At 58.4% G+C, this 19,432-nt stretch carries 15 protein-coding genes; 5 read left to right on the forward strand and 10 right to left on the reverse strand.

Annotation, left to right across the window (positions count from 1 at the left end):
* Positions 1-25 precede the first annotated feature (25 nt).
* Positions 26-571 carry a GNAT family N-acetyltransferase gene (locus GH722_00130; GenBank protein ID MRG70158.1) on the forward strand — a complete coding sequence of 182 codons (546 nt, stop codon included), beginning with the start codon at positions 26-28 and terminating at the stop codon, positions 569-571.
* Here GH722_00130 and GH722_00135 read toward each other — a convergent pair.
* Complete coding sequence (locus GH722_00135; protein ID MRG70159.1) at positions 547-1,320, reverse strand: hypothetical protein; 774 nt, start codon at positions 1,318-1,320, stop codon at positions 547-549. The two genes, GH722_00130 and GH722_00135, sit on opposite strands and share 25 nt — an antisense overlap.
* Positions 1,321-1,484: 164 nt before the next feature.
* Between GH722_00135 and GH722_00140 the strand changes: the two genes are divergently transcribed.
* The 3 genes from GH722_00140 (at position 1,485) to GH722_00150 (ending at position 4,432) form a co-directional block, all read left to right on the forward strand.
* Positions 1,485-2,492, forward strand: coding sequence for a hypothetical protein (locus GH722_00140; GenBank protein ID MRG70160.1), 1,008 nt, complete (start codon positions 1,485-1,487; stop codon positions 2,490-2,492).
* Between the two features lie 80 nt (positions 2,493-2,572).
* A complete protein-coding gene (locus tag GH722_00145; GenBank protein ID MRG70161.1) occupies positions 2,573-3,121 on the forward strand; it encodes a TRAP transporter small permease subunit in 549 nt (182 codons plus the stop codon).
* Between the two features lie 3 nt (positions 3,122-3,124).
* A complete protein-coding gene (locus tag GH722_00150) occupies positions 3,125-4,432 on the forward strand; it encodes a TRAP transporter large permease subunit (protein MRG70162.1) in 1,308 nt (435 codons plus the stop codon).
* A gap of 30 nt (positions 4,433-4,462) precedes the next feature.
* On the opposite strand, the gene GH722_00155 is transcribed toward GH722_00150, so the two are convergent.
* The 9 genes from GH722_00155 to GH722_00195 form a co-directional block, all read right to left on the reverse strand.
* Positions 4,463-6,076: a choline dehydrogenase gene (locus tag GH722_00155; GenBank protein MRG70163.1), complete on the reverse strand. Its 1,614-nt coding sequence runs from the start codon at positions 6,074-6,076 to the stop codon at positions 4,463-4,465.
* A complete protein-coding gene (locus GH722_00160) occupies positions 6,069-6,938 on the reverse strand; it encodes an alpha/beta fold hydrolase (protein ID MRG70164.1) in 870 nt (289 codons plus the stop codon). The genes GH722_00155 and GH722_00160 overlap by 8 nt, the downstream gene beginning before the upstream one ends.
* Before the next feature lie 3 nt (positions 6,939-6,941).
* Positions 6,942-7,718 (reverse strand): class II aldolase/adducin family protein, encoded by a 777-nt coding sequence (locus tag GH722_00165; GenBank protein MRG70165.1) that lies wholly within the window; start codon positions 7,716-7,718, stop codon positions 6,942-6,944.
* Between the two features lie 66 nt (positions 7,719-7,784).
* Positions 7,785-8,327 carry a methyltransferase domain-containing protein gene (locus tag GH722_00170; GenBank protein MRG70166.1) on the reverse strand — a complete coding sequence of 181 codons (543 nt, stop codon included), beginning with the start codon at positions 8,325-8,327 and terminating at the stop codon, positions 7,785-7,787.
* Positions 8,327-9,073, reverse strand: a complete 747-nt coding sequence (locus GH722_00175) for a methyltransferase domain-containing protein (GenBank protein ID MRG70167.1) — start codon at positions 9,071-9,073, stop codon at positions 8,327-8,329. Before GH722_00175 ends, GH722_00170 begins: the two co-directional genes overlap by 1 nt.
* A gap of 3 nt (positions 9,074-9,076) precedes the next feature.
* Positions 9,077-10,189, reverse strand: a complete 1,113-nt coding sequence (locus GH722_00180) for an aminotransferase class I/II-fold pyridoxal phosphate-dependent enzyme (GenBank protein ID MRG70168.1) — start codon at positions 10,187-10,189, stop codon at positions 9,077-9,079.
* A gap of 52 nt (positions 10,190-10,241) precedes the next feature.
* The gene (locus GH722_00185; GenBank protein ID MRG70169.1) at positions 10,242-12,323 is read right to left on the reverse strand and encodes a tetratricopeptide repeat protein; all 2,082 of its coding nucleotides are present in this window, start codon (positions 12,321-12,323) and stop codon (positions 10,242-10,244) included.
* A 79-nt stretch (positions 12,324-12,402) separates the two neighbouring features.
* Positions 12,403-14,304, reverse strand: coding sequence for a tetratricopeptide repeat protein (locus GH722_00190; GenBank protein MRG70170.1), 1,902 nt, complete (start codon positions 14,302-14,304; stop codon positions 12,403-12,405).
* Between the two features lie 89 nt (positions 14,305-14,393).
* A complete protein-coding gene (locus GH722_00195) occupies positions 14,394-16,757 on the reverse strand; it encodes a tetratricopeptide repeat protein (protein ID MRG70171.1) in 2,364 nt (787 codons plus the stop codon).
* A gap of 88 nt (positions 16,758-16,845) precedes the next feature.
* Here GH722_00195 and GH722_00200 point away from each other — a divergent pair, with 88 nt between their 5' ends.
* A complete protein-coding gene (locus GH722_00200) occupies positions 16,846-19,275 on the forward strand; it encodes a tetratricopeptide repeat protein (protein MRG70172.1) in 2,430 nt (809 codons plus the stop codon).
* Positions 19,276-19,432: the final 157 nt, after the last annotated feature.

The following is a 19,432-nucleotide window of genomic DNA, read 5'->3' on the forward strand; positions in this document are numbered from 1 at the left end:
CGCCCCTTTTGCAAGGAGCTCCCTGATGACCATCCCGGTTCTGACGACGAACCGTCTCCGGCTGGAGCCGCTGACACAGCAGCATTTCGAGGCCTTCGCCCCTGTGCTGAAGGACCGGGAAACCATGTCCTATTATCCGCATGCCTTTGACGATATCGCGGTCGGGGGATGGATTAGCCGCAATCTCGATTTCTGGACAGAGTTCGGTTATGGCCGGTTCGCGGTTATCCGTCGGTCCGACAACCAGTTGCTCGGTGATGCCGGACTGATGCATCTCACCGTCAATGGCCGGGAGGTCAATGATATTGGCTGGGTCATACACCGGAGTCACTGGGGAGCCGGTTATGCAACAGAGGCAGCCACAGCGATCCGCGATGATGCCTTCAACCGGCTGTCCCTCAACGCCATTCACGCCAACATGCCGGTTGACCACCCTGCATCACGCAAGGTTGCTGAACATATCGGTATGGTCGAGATCATGCGTTTCAGAAACCCGAAGAACCGGAATATCGAAACTCATCTTCTGGAACTGACAAAGGCCGGATATCAGACCAGCCGGGCAGCCCGGTAATCGCGGAACAGGCGGTCCTGCCAGCCACCGGCACCCGAGATCCAGTCACTGAACGACAGATTACCACCGTCCCATTCAACCTGGTTCAGCAACAACCAGCCCAGAGCAAAATTCGACGACAAGACCGGCGGACCACCGGCATCCCCCAGCGCGGCGATGGCAGCAAGACTGGGCATACCCGTACCGGAAATCACCACCGCATCATAACCATCCTGCGGCAGCCGTCCCGCTGCCTCATATCCGGCGACACCCGGCTGCGCGTAGATTGAATGATAACCCTCCACCGCACGGGTTTTCTCCACCGCCACCACCTCATAGCCAGAGCGTGTCCAGTGCGCCCGGGCCGCGTCAGTCAGCCAGTCCGCATAAGGGCTGACCAGCGCGATCCGCTTTGCCCCTATTTCTTTTAAAGCCATATCGATCGCCGTCGCGGTCGACAGAACCGGCGCCTCACGCCGTTGCGTGGCAAGATCAAAAATCGCCTGGTCTTCCTCTGGCTCAATCAGATAGGACGACCCGGTACAGCCGACACCAATCGCCGACAGCGGCGCATTATCAAACCGGTCGAGGGTTTCCTGAAGATCGCGAAAATAGGCAATCAGACGGTCTTTCATGCTCTCCGCATTGCTGGTCATGCGGGCGACGGCCATCCCGTAACAAGATGGCAGCAAAATCCGGAGTTCAGCCTCGACATTACAATTTGCCTGAGGCGTCACGATACCGATCAACCCGTCTGCCGCGTAATCCATGATACCCTCCGTTTCCTGCCTTTAATCGTTATATTGACATACTTTTATGTCAATACTAGCGTTCCCGACAGGAACGCTGCTATGGTTCCGATGATAGGATATGACCGGGCGATCAAGACCCGTGCGATCAGCGTCAGTTAAACAGGGATAGCGAGGAGAGTAACATGAGAGGCAGCAGGTTGTTTGGCGCCATGATCGGCGCATCACTGTTTGCGGGCAGCGCCTTTGCTGAACCCGTCACAGTCAAGGTTGCGACTTTTGTACCTGAGAAAAGCGTCGGCGTCGCCAAGGTCATCAAACCATGGATGGAAGCCGTACAGGCTGAAGCCGGTGACAAGATAAACATGCAGGCTTTCTGGGGCGGGTCGCTCGGCAAAAACCCGTTCAAGCAGTATGAGCTGGTCAAGAATGGTGTCGCCGACATCACCTGGGTACTGCCAGGCTATACCGCCGGTCAGTTCCCCGAACTCCAGATCATGGAATTGCCTTTCTTTGCCGAAAACGGCTATGAAGCTTCCATCGCTGGCTGGAACCTTTACGAAAAAGGCATGCTCAGCGGGTTTGACGACACCCATCTGATCGGCTTCTTCGCCTCCGCTCCGAACGCGATTTTCACAAAGGGTGCGATAACCTCGCTTGCTGATCTGAAGAACAAGAAAATGCGAAGCGTCGGCCCCATCCATGCGGAATGGGTGGAAATTATCGGCGCATCGCCGGAAACCATCGCCTCGACGAAGATGAACGAAGCCTTCAACCGCGGCATTCTGGATGCCGCCATTCAGGGCTGGACCGGCATGAATACCTTCAAGACCATCAAGCTAGTCGACCATGCCCATGAAGTTCCGATTGGTGTCATTCCCTTCCTTCTGCTGATGAACAAGAACACCTGGGAAAAGCTGCCTGCCGATGTTCAGGCCATCATGATGAAACATGGCGGCCTTGCCATGGCGAAGGCCGGTGGCCAGGCCTATGACGATATCGCCGGATCGCTCCGTCAGGGTGTCGCTGACGAGGGCAAGGTGACATTTGTTCCCGTCACACCAGAACTCGATAAGCAGTACAGGGCTGATGCGGCGCCTGTACATAAATCATGGATTTCAAAGACCCCGAATGGTCAGGCGATCTATGACGAGATGCAGAAATCCATCGCTGCTGTCCGCGGCAAGAGCTGACATCCAGTTCGTGTGACTTTGATAACGGGGATGCGCTGTCGGGTGCATCCCCGCTTACCTGAACAGACCTGCGGAACCTGATGCAACGCACCCAGTATCGTCTCGACCGGTTCACCCGCCATGTGGCGACACTTGGCTTCAGCGGGCTGGTTCTCATCGCCTTCCTGACCATGATTGATGCCACCAGCCGATGGCTCGACGGCCCCCGTATTCCGGGGTTCGGAGATATTGGCGAACTGGTTTATCCGATCGTTATCGCAACCTGCTTTCCGGCCGGGCTTCTGCAGGGTCATAACATCACCATCCGGTTTTTTGGAAAGGCTGTCGGCCCGCGGGCCGAATCCTGGCTGGAACTGTTCGGGGCAGCGGCTGTTCTGACCTTCTTCAGTCTGCTGGCCTGGCAATTCGTCGTACTCACTCTGGATCTGCAGGCCAACAACCGGACCACCGGCACTGTCGAGTTACCCGTTGCGGGATGGTGGTGGATAACCACAGCGATCATGGCCCTCTGCATCCCTGTTCAGGGCTGGGTCGTCGCCAACCGGGCCTATTCCGCCGTTACCGGTCAGCCGTCTGCTGTTCCTGAACAGATGACATCAGAAGTCGCCATCAACCCTGACGAGGCCTGAACCATGGATCCGATCCTTACCGGGCTGATCGGCCTCGGGGCGATGTTCCTGATGATTATCCTGCATATCCCCATCGGTATCGCCATGGGCCTGACGGGTCTGGTTGGTGTTGCCGCCATTATCGGCTGGGGCCCTGCGGTCAGCCTGCTGGGGACAGAACCATCAAGCGCCATCGCGAACGAGGGACTGGCCGTGCTCGCCCTGTTTCTGCTGATGGGTGCCTTTGCCGGTGCCGGGGGGCTGTCTGCCGACATTTACCGAATGGCCTATTCCCTCGTCGGCCACTGGCGGGGCGGGCTCTGTATGGCGACCGTCGGTGGCTGTGCCGGTTTTGGTGCGGTCTGCGGATCATCGGTCGCAACCACCGCCACCATGGCCAGAATTGCACTGCCGGAAATGCTGAACCGTGGCTATCGCCCGACTCTGGCCAGCGGTGTCATTGCCGCGGGCGGCACCCTTGGCATGCTGATCCCGCCCTCTGTCGTGATGATTCTCTATGGCATCCTGACCGAACAATTCGTCATCGCCCTGTTTGCCGCGGCCATCATTCCGGGCCTGCTGACCGTCGCCTTCTATTTCGCAACCATCGCCATTTATGTCCGGATCAGCCCGGATGCCGGCCCCGCCGGCCCGCGTGTTCCCTGGGCAAAGCGGCTGGTCGTCGTCGGTGAATCCTGGCGGGTAATTGTGCTGGCGATTGTCGTCTCCGGCGGCATCTACAGCGGCGTCTTCACCGTTACCGAAGCTGCAGCCGTCGGGGCCAGCCTGGCCTTCATCTTCACTGCACTGCGCGGCAAACTGAACCGTCGCAGCTTCCTCAACTGTCTCGGTGAAACCGCTGCCAATACGGGACTGATTTTCACCATCATCATCGGGGCATCAATCTTCAGCTATTTCGTCACCCTGTCGCAGTTGCCGGGGGCCGTGGTCGATAATATCGAGGCGCTGAACCTCCACCCGCTGCTGGTCATCCTGCTGTTGCAGATCATGTATCTGATTCTCGGCAGCATTTTTGACACCATTGCTGCGATGGTGATCACCCTGCCTTTTGTCTATCCGCTGGTTGTTGGCATGGGGTTTGATCCGATCTGGTGGGGCGTTGTCAATGTCATGGTCATGGAAATCGGCATGATTACACCACCCATCGGGATCAATGTTTTCGTGCTGCACGGCATGGCAAAGGATCTGCCGCTGAAAACCATATTCACCGGCATCACGCCTTTCTTCATTGCCGACCTCTGCCGTCTGGCCGTGGTCACCCTGTTTCCGTCACTGGCACTGTGGCTGCCACAATACTGGGGTCTGCTCTGACGGACGGACAAACGGCTGCCCGACCACAACTCACGCCAGAATGGCGTCTGCTGCCTTCTCGGCAATCATCACCGTCGGAGCGTGGGTATTGCAACTGGGCATCCGGGGCATGACGGAGGCATCAACAACACGCAGCCCCCTGATGCCATGCACTTGCAGATTACCATCAACAACCGCGTCAGCCCCAACGCCCATCCGGCAGGTCCCGACAGGGTGAAAGACAGACTCAGCCGTCTCTCGCACCCACCCGTCAATCTCCTGATCCGACTGTATTCCGTCACCCGGTGACAGTTCCCGGTCCCGATAAGGATCGAACGCCGGTTGTGCAAAAATACGCCGTAACAGCTTTACGGCATCCCGGATCGTCCGACGGTCTGTTTCGGTCGCCAGATAGTTCGCCGTGATCCGCGGGGCCTCAAACGGGTCTGCCGATGCCAGCCGCAACTCGCCCGTACTTTCGGGGCGCAGCTGGTAGGCATTGGCAAAAAAACCATGCCCGTCATCTGGCCCGGCTTTCGCAAACGGGTTCCAGCGGACGGCAGCCGTCGATAGTCCGGGCAGGAAATGACACTGGATATCCGGATGATCGAGTTCCGGCCGGGTTTTCACCAGCGCACCGGTCAGCAGCGGAAACTTTGACGCCGGTCCAGAGCCGAACAGCATCGCCTGCACCACCGCACGGACAGCCCGGTCAGCCCGTAACAGGCTGTGCATGGTAATCGGCAGACGACAGGCATGCTGGACCCGGACAAGCAGGTGGTCCTGCAGGTTCTTTCCGACAGCCGGCAGGTCATGCACAACATCAAGTCCCATCGACCGCAGATGTTCACCCGGCCCGATACCCGACAGCATCAGCAGTTGCGGTGAATTGACGACCCCACCACACAAGATCACCTCACACCGGGCCTGTGCCGTCCGGATATCACCACCCTGTCGCCATTCAACACCGGTGACGGCCTGTCCCTGCATCAGCAGCCGTGTTGTCTGTGCCTCGGTACGCACTTCAAGATTCTTGCGGGCGAGCGCCGGAAGCAGAAAAGCCGCCGCTGAACTGTGTCGCCGACCGTTTGCGATATTGAAGTGGTAACGGCCAACCCCTTCCTGGTTTTCGCCATTGAAGTCATCGGTCTCCGGCAGTCCTGCCTCGCGTCCGGCCGTCAGAAACGCGTCATAGAGGGGGTTCGGGTCTTCCGGCCGGGTCACCGGCATCGGGCCGTCCGCACCATGCCGGTCGTTCGCACCGCCCTGATAATTCTCTGATCGCCGGAAGTAGGGCAGCACATCATCGAATGACCAGCCCGGCAGCCCCGTCTGCGCCCAGATGTCATAATCCAGCGGCAGACCACGGGTGTAGACCATGCCATTGATGGAGGAGGAACCACCCAGCACCTTGCCACGTGGCCAGAAAAGCCTGCGACCATTCAGGTTCGGCTCCGGCTCGGTGTGATAGAACCAGTTATGTGCCCTGCCCCGCAGCAGCTTTCCAGTCATCAGCGGTATTCTGAACCAGGGATTAATGTTTCGCTTCCCCGCTTCCAGCAGCAGCACACTGAACCGGCCATCCGCCGTCAGCCGGTTGGCCAGCACACAGCCGGCGGATCCGGCGCCCACGATGATGTAATCGAAACTTTCCGTCTCACTCATCGAGGAACCCGGAAATCAGGCGCACGGTCTCAGCCGTCGCCTGCTGCGTTGCATGACCCGGCAGGTCCAGCCGCCGCCCGCCGGGGATCAGCGAGACGACCTCGTCCAGATAGGGATAGAGCATGTCATCTGTCTCACCCGCTGCGATGCAGGGCCGGGTGATCAGCGGCAGCCGGTCACGTTTGGGATGACGAAAAGCTGCCCGATAGGAATGATGATAGGTACGGATGGATTTCAGGACCTCCACCACCATATCATGCAGGTCATCCGCCTCCGGCAATCCCGTATCGCGGCGATGGTCAGCATCACGCTGAAACCAGGGCCAGAACAGGAACTGATCGCGCTGAAAATGCCAGGCCCAGTTGAACTGGCTGCCATTCAGGTCCGGCGTGATTTCCGGCGCGTAGGTACGGAGAATCTCTGCCTGTTCCTCCGGGGCGTACAGGCCCATGCCATCGATCACCAGTTTGCGCACCCGGTCCGGCCTCGCGATGGTAAGTTCCATCGCAATCGACGCTCCGGTATGGGTGCCGTAAAGATCACACTGATCCAGCCCGATCGCATCGAGAAACCGTCCAAGCGCATCAGAAAAGTCGCCGATCTCGGGCACGGCCATGGCCGGCGGACAACTGTCGCCGTTACCAAGTGTATCCGGCGCGATGACCCGCCGGGTCTTGCCAAATTCTGCCACCAGACCGGCAATCTGCAGGGATGACCCGGGGCTGGCGTGAATCATCACCAGCGGCAGACTGTCTGTTGATCCCGCAGGTTCCGCATAACGGTAATGAACCTGCCCCTCGGCAATCGACTGAAATCCCCGCAGCACAGACCGGTTCGGGGAGGCGGGGGATGACGCCTGCATCGCCTATTCCCGATAACCGGGGTCGATACGGTCGAGCATACGCAGCAAGGCCGGCCATTCCCGTTCACCCGGCACATATTTGCTCTCCCGGAAGAAACGGGCAGCCTGCTGCATCACATCCGGATCTATCGGGTGAATTTTCTGGCCCGTCTGGAGAATATCGAGCTGTAACTGGCAGGCTTCCTCAAGATAGTACATCAGATGGAAAGCCTCCTGCACATGGCGACCACAGGTCAGCAGACCATGATTGTGCAGTATCAGCGCCGGGTTTCGCCCGAGAGCCGCAGTCATCCGTTTCAGTTCGGCCTTGTCCGGCAGAACGCCTTCATAATCGTGATAGGAAATCCGGTCCATGAAGCGCAGCGCCGTCTGGTTGCTGGGCAGCAGGCCACAATCCAGCGAAGACACGGCAATACCCGCCGGGGTATGAGTATGAATGACGCTGCCCACATCAGGCCGGGCCTCATGCACCGAAGAGTGAAAACCGAATCCGATCGGATTGACCATGTCCTGCAGACCGGCCTCGACGGCCTCGTTCTGAACCACATTGCCGTCCAGATCGCATTTCACCAGACTGGAGGCTGTCACCTCCTCAAAGAAATGACCGTACCGGTTAATCAGAATATGGTGTTCCGGTCCCGGAACTCGCGCCGTCACATGGGTGAAGATCATATCGGTCATGCCGAAATAATCGATCAGGCGATAAGCCGCCGCCAGATTGACCCGGACTTCCCATTCAGCTTCGGAAACCTTGCCACGCAGTGATAGTTGATCGCTCATTGTCCCACCTGTCGGTCAAATTCAGGTTACTGAAATCATCACATCAGATTATACCAGCGACCGCCATCATCCAACTTTCACCGCCTCGACATTCAGCATCATCAGGCGGCCGTTTTGCTTGTCCATATGTGGCAGGTAAGCCTGACTGAAATCATCAATTCCCATCTCCGCCAGATCGGTTGTCTGCCAGTCATATCGCCGGACATCCTTAAAACCTGCGGCTTCGAGCCCGGCGGCGAGGCTGCTGAAGTCAAAGATCATGCCATGCAGATCCCACGGATCCTTCTGACCGCCAACGACCAGCCCCAGCAGTTCATTGATATTGCCGACCTCACGATAACGCTCAACAACTGCTGCGAAATCTGCCGTCGACAGGCGCAATGTCGCACCGGGCTTCAGAACAGACTGCCAGTGGCGCAGCAGGCCGACCCACTCATGACGGCCAAAATGTTCGATATTGGCGCAGCTATAGATAAAATCGGCACTGCCCGGAGCGAAGGGCAGATCACGCAGGTCGGTCACCACATCCACACCGTCAAACGGCTGAATATCAACATTGATATAGCCGGGAATGATCCGTGGCCCGCAACCGAGATGCAGCTTCCGCATCACGCTGCCCCGCGTCTGGCTACAGCCATGATCTTCCAGTCCTCCGCCGTGGCCTGCTTGCCCGGCACCATCCAGCGCATGAAATGAACAGAGGAAAACCCGGCCTCCCTGGCCACATCCGTCAGTTCCGCCGGTGTCCAGAGACGATGAATCAGCCGGTTCGAGAAATGATGGGCCTCGCCACCCGGCCCCTCCGCGTCAAACTCATTACTGACCTCGACAAGCTGGCGCATCGGGTCGGTGACTGCTGTCATGGTCACATGATAGCTCCATCCATCAGACAGGAAGTCCCGTACTTCGTTACGCGGCGGATCAATCAGGGCTGCAACACCATTCCAGCAGTCAAAAACAAATGATGACGCGGGGTGCAGATGCGAGGCAACGGCCTGAAACATCGAGATCAGGGAGGTGCGGTCGGTGACATAATTTACAACATTGAACATGGCGGCAGCGCCATCAAACTGATCTGGTGGCAACTGCTCAACCGGCCCGGCAATGAACGTCACTCCGTCATGCGGACCAGCGGCCTGCGCCGAGGCGATCATTTCCTCGTCAGTATCAACAGCCGTGACAGAGATGTTGTGAGCGGCGAAGGCCCGGCTGTGGCTTCCGGTACCGCACCCCACCTCCAGCAACCGCTGACAGTCCGCCCCATCCCCGTTTGTCAGCAGATCCAGCACAACAGTTGCCTCAGCCCGATAGTCTTTCGAGGCATAGAGGCGATTGTAATGCTGATAAAAATTCACCGATCAACGCTCGAAATAACTTCTGACAACTTCTGACACCCGGTCGATATCACTTTCCGACAACGCCGGGTGGATCGGCAGGCACTGGCCATGTTCATGCGCCCTGATCGAATTCGGGAACCGGCTGTCATCAAGGTTCTGGGTTTCTCTCAGTGACGCAAAGCAGGGCTGGCGATGCAGCGGATAAAAGAACGGCCGCGACTGCACACCATTCTCGTTGACGTAATTCAGCAGCGCCTCACCGGCCGGAGAAAACAGAAACAGCCGGAACGGCACATAGCCGGATTTCGGCTGCTGCTTCAGCAGATAGACATCCGGCAGATCAGAAAAGTTGGCTTCATACCGTGCCAGATGTGCGGCCTTCCGCGCCAGAATTTCCGGCATTTTCTCAAGCTGCGCCAGACCAATCGCCGCCTGCATGTCGGTGATACGGAAGTTATAGCCGATGGCCGGATGCACATAGGCGCCACGGTCAAAACGACCCTGATTCCGCAACAGGCGCAGCCGGTCATACACCGCCTCGTCCCGACAGGTCACATAACCACCTTCACCGGTCGTAATGGTCTTGTCGGCAAAGAACGAAAAGCAGCCGACATCACCCATGGCACCGGCATGGACGCCATCATAATGCACGCCGATTGCCTGTGCTGCGTCTTCAATGATCAGCAGATCATGTCGTTTGGCAAAGCTCCGGACCCCATCCATATCACCGCACATGCCAAACATATGAACCGGCATGATCGCTTTTGTCCGGTCTGTTACGAGCCCGTCAGCCTCCGACAGGTCGATCTGAAAATTGTCGCCTGTTACCTCGACAAAGACCGGGGTTGCACCGGTCATCAGAACAGCATTGGCCGACCCGATAAAAGTCACATCGGGAACCAGAACCTCATCCCCCGGTCCAACTTCCAGTGCCAGCAATCCCAGCACCAGAGCCAGTGTGCCATTGGGTGCGAATACGCCGTAGGGTACGCCGATCATGTCATTAAGGCGTTCGGTAAATTCCGCGCTTTTCGGGCCTTCAGTAATCCAGCCGCTTTCAAGGCATTCCGTAACCAGCGCCTGCTCGCGGTCGTCGAACCAGGGTGAAACCTGCGTGATTACCTTATCCGTCATCTTCCGCGATCCTCAGTTAATCTGCCCGGCCGGGCGGTCACATAATGCATATCTAATCCGGTGCATTCTGTCGAAGCCAGAGCGTGTGATAGGCATCTTCCAGCGACCTGGTGAAGTCCTCTGCATGGCAGAGCGGACTTGCCGCCACCCGCGCCCTCAGTGTCTGCCGGTCATCAGCCAGTCGTGCCCGGTCAGCGATAAGTGCCGTCGCAATCCCCGCATATTCATCGAGGTCATCCGCAATCAGATCGTCAAGACCGACTGTCGTCAGCAGACTGGCACCAACCCGCCCGGCATGGGCCGTCCCGCGCAGGGTGACAACCGGCACTCCCATCCACATCGCCTCGCAGGTTGTCGTGGTCCCGGCATAGGGGAACGGGTCCAGTGCTACATCAATATCGCGATACAGCGCCAGATGTTCTGCCAGATCCTTTACATGACCAATCAGCGTGAGGCGGTCCGCTGCCAGCCCTGCATCTTCTGCGATCCGGATAAACTGTTCCCGCACCTTTGCATCCGCCAGCGGCCGCGCCTTCAGCAACAATCGGGCATCCGGAACTGACGCGGTCAGCCGTGCCCAGCAGGACATGACATCCGGCGTAATCTTGGCCAGATTGTTGAATGATCCGAAAGTCAGGGGCCGCCCCTCACTTCGCGAAGGGACCGGGGCATTTGGCGGCGGGCCATAACAATGGAAGCCATGGGGCAGACGTACCATCTGCTCGGTATGGAAACTGTCGTCCGGGTCTGCCATTTCATCCGTCAGGCGGTAGTCCATTTCCGCCAGACCGGTGGTTCCCGGATAGCCAAGCCAGGTCAGCTGGATCGGTGCTGCCCGTTCAGCGAAGACACCCAGCCGGTTGCCCGCCGTATGACCGGACAGATCGACCAGCAGGTCAATGGCATCAGAGCGGATCATATCCGCCGCAACACTGTCATCCCGCCCCCGGAGATCACGCCAGCCATCAGACAGCCCGCGCAGGCGGGAGGTCACGCCATCGGGGGCAGCGACATCGCTGTAACAGATCACCTCAACTGCATTCCGGTCATGCGCCCGCAAAACCGGCTCCAGAAAGAAGGCAACGGAATGGCTGCGAAAATCCGCAGAAACATATCCAACCCGCAAAGGCCGGGATGCCCGGACAGTCTGAATTTCCGACAGTGGCGGCGCAGAGGTGACAGCCCCCGCTCCCTGACCGAAAGTCCGGCCAAAAGCCAGATGTTCGTCATAAACCTGAGCCGCCGTGCGTGACGGATCATAACGCAGACAAAGCAAAAGGTTGCTCCACAGGCCTTTATCATCCGGTCGCAGTTTCACCGACTGACGATAAGCCGTGATTGCATCGTCATATCGGGCCTGCGCTTTCAAGGCATTGCCCAGGTTGCTCCACGCATCCGCATTACCCGGATCGCCATCGACGGCAGCGGTCAGGAAGGCTTCGGCCTCTGCGGCCTGTCCGTCCAGTATCAGTGCAGAACCAAGCCCCAGATAGGCCGGAACGAAACCCGGTCGCGCCTCGATTGCCAGCTGGTAACTCTCGCCTGCCCGGTCCAGTCGACCCTTCAGCTGCCAGGCCCCGGCCAGATTTGTCAGATAATCCGGGTTCCCCGCATCCATCCGCAGTGCTTTCTGAAACGCCGTGATGGCTTCATCAAGATCACCTGTCGCCCGCAGGCCGAGACCAAGCGCATTCTGAACATCCGGCGCATTCGGCCATTGCCGGGCCAGCCCCCGCAGATCATCAATGACGGCTGCGGCATCGCCGAGTGCAATTTTCAGGCTGGCCAGATTTAGCTGTGTCACCGGATCATCCGGGCGCAGTTTCAATGCGGCGGAAAACGCCTCAACAGCTTCTGCCAGATTATCCTGGGCGAATTCCGCGCTGCCAAGAGCCGCCAGTGCAGCCGGATAAGTCGGATAGCGGGTCAGCAGGCCTTTCAGTTCAGCAACCGCAGCCGGTGCCTTGCCAAGATCAATCAGCGTATTTGCCAGATTGACCGTCGCTTCCGGAAAATCAGGCCGGAGGGACAAAGCACTCCAGTAATGCCGGGCAGCCGGTGCAAAACGCCCCAGCGCATGCTGGCAATTACCCAGTCGCCAGTACAGTTCCGGCGTTTCCTGTTCGAGAACCATCTGAGTATAGAGATCAGCAGCGCCGGCAAAATCCCCTTCGGCTTCAAGCTGCCGCGCCGCCTGTAGTCTCTGTTCCGCCTCAGTAATTCCGGTAACTCCCTTTCAGGACAAACCGCCACAATCCCTTGTCGCGGTTCACTTCGCGCTGATGCCAGGCATAACCCTGACGCCAGCCGGATTTGAGTATTTCATCAACGGGCAGGTCCATCGGCCCGACCCATTCAAGCGGGGGTGAGACCGGCACCGATCCTTCAATGACCTGTACGGAGTCAGCCCGGATATCCTCGAATGATGCCGTGACACCGCGTCTAAAGGCCCGGCGAAACAGCCCGTTCGGCTCAATCCACCGGCCATCAATCCTTCGGATCGCCGTGGCACCGGCAGCATAATGGCAGGGCACTGCATTGGCTTCTGCTTCTGTCAGCAGTGAGGCGGCACCCGGCCCGGCGAACTGCAGCCGCTCCAGCGACGTGTCTCCGGGATGTGGGCCGGAGCAGCGTTCCAGCAGCTCACGACTGATGGCGAAACAATCAGCCGATGCTTCGGTTGCACGCAGGGAAACCTCTTCCTCACCCGGGTCAACACAGCCGTAGGCTTCCAGTCGCCAGCCACCACCTGCCGGTGACAGCATCCCGCCAAGCCAGTTGCTGGGCGTCTTGTCAAAGCCCGGCAGCACACGGGGCATGGCCAGCAGGGTATCGGCGTCACGGAAAGGACGTAACAGGTTTTCCAGAAATGTCGGCAGCGGGCGCACCCCCTCGCCAACAACCACAAAAACACCCCCATCTGCTGCTGCGACGGCACTGTTCCAGCCATCGATCCAGTCCGTCCCTTCGGCACGCAGATGTCTGAAGTTCTGAAACCGGGGGGCAAATCTGGCAACCACGGGTGCACAGACATGCTCCGCCGAGGTGTCGACAACCACAACCTGATAACTGTCAGGCCGCAGGGTCTGGGCTGCCAGACCTGTTAAAGTCCGGTCCAGGTCACCTATCCGGCTGGTTCCGATGACAATCACGGAGGAGGTTACGCCGCCCGGCGGCAGCATATAGCCGGGCAGATCTTCCTGCTGCCCGCCAACCGACAGGATCGCATCAAGCGGCACCGGCGGCGCGTCATCACTCACCGAAAGAGCCATCGCCAGCGAATAGCTGGCATGAGCTTCATCCGCCCGCCCCTGAGCCAGACGGAGTTCAGCCAGTCCGGTATGTGCTTCAACCGACCGGGGGTCGATGGACAACGCCCGGTAAAAGGCATTCGCTGCCTGTCGCAAGGCCATCCGGCCGGTCTCCACCCGTCCCAGCGCAATCCAGCATGCCGGTTTGTCCGGCGACAGATCAACAGCTGTGCTGGCCGTCTTCAATGCTTCTTCCAGACGGTCCTGTGACAGCATGGCACGGGCCAGCCAGCTCAGCGGCAGACCGTCTTTTGGTGACAGTTCGACCGCCCGGAGCAGATTTCTCAGGCCATCCCGGTTTCGCCCGGCGGAGATATCAAGGCGACCCAGATCGCAGAATGTCTCGGCGTCATCCGGGGCTATTTTCGCCGAAACCACATAGGCTGCACGGGCTTCATCAGTTCGGCCCAGTTTCTCCAGGGCCTGTCCACGCCAGCGATAATCTGCACCATCCTGCGGATCACGCTGTGCCAGCTGGCGCCAGATACCGGTGGCGACCTCGTTATGCCCGCGTGCATGTTCACGTTCCGCCAGCCGGAACTGCAGCGCATGATTATCCGGATATCGCCGGCAAACCAGCCGCAGCGCATCAACAGACGCATTGAGATTGCCAAGTCTGGCAGAAAGTTCGGAAAGTCCGATCAGGGCGTCAGGATCATTCGGTGAAACGCGCATAAGCTGGCGATAGGCGGCGGCTGCAGCGGCCACCCGCCCTTCGCGTTCCATAGCACGCGCCGTCTCAAGCAGCGATTCCACCGGGATATCGCGCTGACGCCAGAATACTTCCGATTGTTTGAATACCAACGTCTGCAGTCCGGACCAATAGTGCGAATCACCCGGAGTCTACGCGGCAGAGCAAAAGTACAACACAGCTATTCGTTCAAAAGAACAAACTAATCTGCACAATAGTCTTCCCAAAGCTGCAACAGGGCGGAGCCGAATGCAGCACCGTAACCGTCGACATCGCAAAGATCGGAACCTGCCATGGCCGGGCGCAGTCCGGTGCGGATTTCTGCAAGGGCCGGAATGTCTGCGGCAAGCACCGCGGCCGTCTCAACATAACCCGGTACATCATCAGATACCCATTCCGGATAACCGGCACCGCCGATCAGACTGGCACCAACCCGTGCGAGGAAGAAATTGCCCCGCAAGGCAACGACCGGCGCGCCATGCCACATCGCTTCACACAGGGTAATGCCACCACTGTTCGGGAACGGGTCGAGAGCGATATCAATCCCGTCATAGGTCGCCATCGTCACTTCATGACTGGCTGGCCCCAGCAGGTCGATGCGGTCCCGGCTGATGCCCTCTGCTTCAAAGAAACACCGGAGCTTTTCCTGCAATCGCGTGTCGCCGAGATTTCGGTCCCTCAGGACAAGACGGGAACCTGCTGTCCGTTTCAGAATATCCGACCATGCCCGTATGACAGACAGGTTCAGCTTGCTGGAACGGCTGATGCTGCCGAATGTGACATATCCCCGGCTCATCGCCGGTGAGGGCGAGACGCCGGGTGCATTGGCGGGTGGATGATAACTGGTAAAGCAGCCGGGCAGATATACCGGACGCTCTGTAAACAAGGCTTCGTCACCGGGCGGTGCCACGACCCTGTCGACCAGAATGGCGTCCATCTGCGACAGGCCTGTGGTGCAGGCATAGCCGCCGCCCCATTCCACCTGCACAGGGGCCAGCCGGTCGCCAAAACTGTTCAGACGATTGTTAGCCGTATGACCCGCAAGATCGATCAGGATGTCGATCCGGGCCTGCTCCACAGCAGCAGAGAATCCGCGTTGTGAGAGGCCTGACGTATTCACCCAGTTGTCCATCAGTCCACGTATACGGTTCGTCTCGGCGTCAGGCCGGACGACTTCGGCAAATCCGGTCAGGTGAAACCGTGCTCTCGGTTGCAGCCGGAACAGACCTTCCATGAAATAGCGCAGCGAATGCGCGCGGAAATCCGGCGACACCAGCCCGACACGGATAACCCGGTCCGCATCCCGGTCTTGCGTCGCGGGCCTCGCCTCCGGATCAGCGCAGAACCGCTCTGCCCAGCGACGATGTTCACGAACCAGTTCTTCAGGGTCAATCTCGGGATGCTGGCATAAACCGAACAACAGTTTTGTCCCGGCAACTTCATCATCGGGATTTGCTGCAACGGCAGCACGGTTCATTTCCAGCGCGGCATCCGGCTCGATCAGGTCACGCAGCAGATTTGCCAGATTGCCCATGACCGGCGCATGGCCGGGCCGCAGGGCGAGTGAACGGCGATATGCCACCTCTGCCTCAAACAGACGTCCCGCATCACGCAACGCATTCGCCAGGTTATTGTGACTGTCAGCCGAAGCCGGAACCAGATCGACTGCCCGTTCGGCCGCAACAATGGCTGCATCAAACTGGCGGTTATAGCGCAGCGCCACAGAGAGATTGTTGAATATCCGGGGTTGCTTTGTCGACAGTTCAGAGGCTTTCGTCAAAGCCTGAACGGCCTCGGGGATCTGCCCCGTCTCCATCAGCAGAAGCCCCCGGCCCATCTGAGCTTCGGCATTGTCAGGGGCCAGCGTGACGGCGGTCAGAAACTCAGCCAGTGCCTCGGGTCTGCGGTCTGCGGCACGCAGCGCATTCCCCAGCGCAACATGGGCCAGCACCATATCCGGTTCAATCTGAACAGCCCGCCGTCCTGCCTCAACCGCAATATCCGGCTGATAGCTGTTCTTCGCTGCGATACAAAGATTGACCCAGCCTTCGGTAAGGTCGGGATTCAACGCCAGTGCAGACCGAAAGCGGTCTGCCGCCTGTTCATATTGACCGCGGTCCATGGCGATCATTCCATGTTCATAAAGCAGATTTACATCCCGGGCCGCGATGCCGAGCAGAACAGTGATGACGGCTTCAGCCTCGTCAAATGATCCGGCACGGCGCAGGGCAGAGGCATGTTTCAGTCTGAGCGCCAGAGGGGCCGCCGGATGATGGGTGATGGCATCATTCAGGGCGGCCACTTCGGCGGCATGGTCTCCCTGCCTTGCATAGGCTTCGGCAGACGCTATCCGCGCTTCCGCGTAACGGGCATCTTCCGGATCAACCGTGCCAAGCTGCTCAACCGCCTCATCATACCGGCCCAGCCGGATCAGTACGATCCCCAGTCCAAGACGGGCAGCATTATTGGCGGGGTCTCCGGCAATCGACTGACGAAACATGTCGCCTGCGCGGTCAGTCATACCCGCATCCAAAAACGCAAATGCCTGTCGGGTCAGCGTATCCATCAGAAATCCGGGCCCCGACAAAACATGGTAAACAGAAAATCAATCATTTGCGGCGATCATTGTCTACAATGACCTGTCTGATGCAAACATGAACAACCGACATCTCCAGCAACAGCTGCAGCTTGCTTTACTGCAACTGCAAAGTGGCCGCGCAGATCAGGCAGAGACGATCTGTCACGACATAACCGAGAGCTTTCCTGATGATCCCAATGCGTATTATCTGCTCGGGGTCATATGCCTGGACCGACAACATAGTGACGATGCGGCCAGTTATCTGACCACCGCCTGCGGCCTTCCCGGCTGCCCGGAAGACGCCTTCCTGCGACTGACCCAACTGCCAGCGGGAACAGCAACCGCCGAACAGATGTTATTATTGCTCAGGAACGGACTGGGCATCTTCCCAAAATCATCTCAGATCTGGTTTGAATATGGCCTGACCCTTATCTCCACCGACAGGGAAAACCTGTCCCGGGGCATTGCGGCCCTGCTTCAGGCCCGTAATGCAGGATTGTCGACAGAGGCCCTGTATCTGGCACTGGCGCTCGCCTATGAAAAACAACGCGATACGGATGCCCTCAACGCTACCCTGTCGGACGGACTGAAAACCTTCCCGGAATCCGTAAAGCTGCGCATCAAGCAGGCAGAAGTTTTCTACAAATCGAATGACTGGGAATCCGCCCTCCGGGCGTTCAATGACCTGAAGGAAAGCTTTCCTGAAGCCGGGCAGGCTCATGTCCGCCGGGGTGCCTTCCTGATCAATCTCGCCCGCTATTACCAGTGGGCCTATCGGCATCCCGAAGCAAATCAGGCGCTTACCGACGCAGAAGAAGCCCTCACGCTGGCCAACCGGTTCAATGGCGATCAGCTTGAAATCGACCTTGCGACCGGCTTGCTGACAAATTTGCGGGCTGACTGGACCCGTTCCGAGACCGCCTTCCGGCGGGCCGCAGAAAATCCGGCAGCGCCGGTCACGGCCCCCCGGCAACTGGGCTATTGCCTGACCTATCAGGGCAAACTGGCGAAGGCAGAACCCTGGCTTCATCGCGCCCGCCAACAGGACCCCGATGATTCCGACACCAACCGTCATTACGCACATATCAGGCGATGGCAGGGGCACTATGACGACATCATCATCTATAGTGATCAGTCATCAGATCACGATTGCGCCTTTGCCGGTCGCCCGGCCAGCCATCTGAACGATGATTTTCGCCTGCCCATGGCTGTGATGGCCGATCATGACTTTGAGCTGCATGCAGAGCTTTCAGTTCATGATACCGGCGCACGACAGACCTTGCTGCGACCACTGAAAGACCATTGCTTCGAGATTACCCGTGAAGCTGACAATACGCTCAGCCTTTCCGTCGGGGATGGCGGCAGCTGGCGCAGCATCGAACGATACCGTCTCTGCGATCAGCCGGTGGGAGATCGTCTGACGCTTATTCTGGTCAGAGCTCAGGGGCGCATCAGCTGCCGGGTTAGCACACAGCCGGCCAAGCAGTTCGGTGCAAGTAATGACCTGCTGATACCCGGTGATAACCTCTGCATCGGTGACCCCGAAATACCCGGGCAGGTCATCGCCAGCAGATTCTTCCTGAAGATCAGCAACTACGACCGGTCTGTGACACGCCCCTGCCGCCGGATTGATATCAATACAATCTTCTATGGTGACATGTTCGCGCGGCTGATGGCGCATACCATGCTGCCGTCACTGATGCTGCCGGATAATCTGCCCGACCTGATGAAGGATTATGAGGTTGTTCAGCATATCTACTGCACCCGCCGCGAACTGCCCGTGCTGCATCAGGTCCGGCATCTTCTCGACAAGGCTGGTATTCCGCTCCGGATAAACACCTCAATTCTTGAACAGAATGGCGACGGCGCGGCGCGCTCCTGCCTGTACCGGGCTGTATGGGATCAGGTTGAAACATCCCTTGCCCGTGAGGCGCTGGTCCTGATGGCACCGCCAGACCATGTGTTTGGCCGCGGATTGTCCAAAACCCTGCGTGCCATGAAACCATACGACTATCTTGTGGTCGGCCATCCCCGCGTCATGATGGAAACCGCTTACCGGGATCTGCGTGCTGACCTCGCCCGGCCGGATGTCGATCAGTTCTTCACCAATGAGTATCTGGTCGATCTCGCGATGCACCGACATCCGCATCTGGTCATTCAGACAGGTCTGAATAATCCGTCAGAATTCTGGTGGAACAGCCGCCGGGATGGCGACATTTACCGGACGCGGTTCAAGGAGCCGCCCCCCGTCGCCTACTATCCGGCCCGCGACATGCTCTGCGTCATGACCGGAAATCCCTACACATTGCCTTTCGAGACCATAGATCACGATATCGTCGATCTGATGCACCGCACTGGCCGGCTGAAGTGGGTCGATAACAGCCAGGACTTCTTCTGGATCGAATACTGCAAACGGACCCGCAATGTACCGACAATCTATAACCGGTACTGGAGTCCGGCCGCCCGCATGTTCTCGGAAACAGACCTGAACTGGCACCTGAAGTGACCGAGAACTTTAACCTGTCGCAAAGGGCCTGATCAGCAATGCAAGTAGCTGAAAAGCAAAACCCAAGGAAAACTGCGGAACAGCGCAGTCGACCAAAGTGTTTCTTAACCCAATGTTCACCCCGATCTTTAGCTATTTTTTAAAGCGGATAGTGGAC

This window comes from Alphaproteobacteria bacterium HT1-32 (genome assembly GCA_009649675.1).
Lineage (GTDB): Bacteria > Pseudomonadota > Alphaproteobacteria > Rhodospirillales > HT1-32 > HT1-32.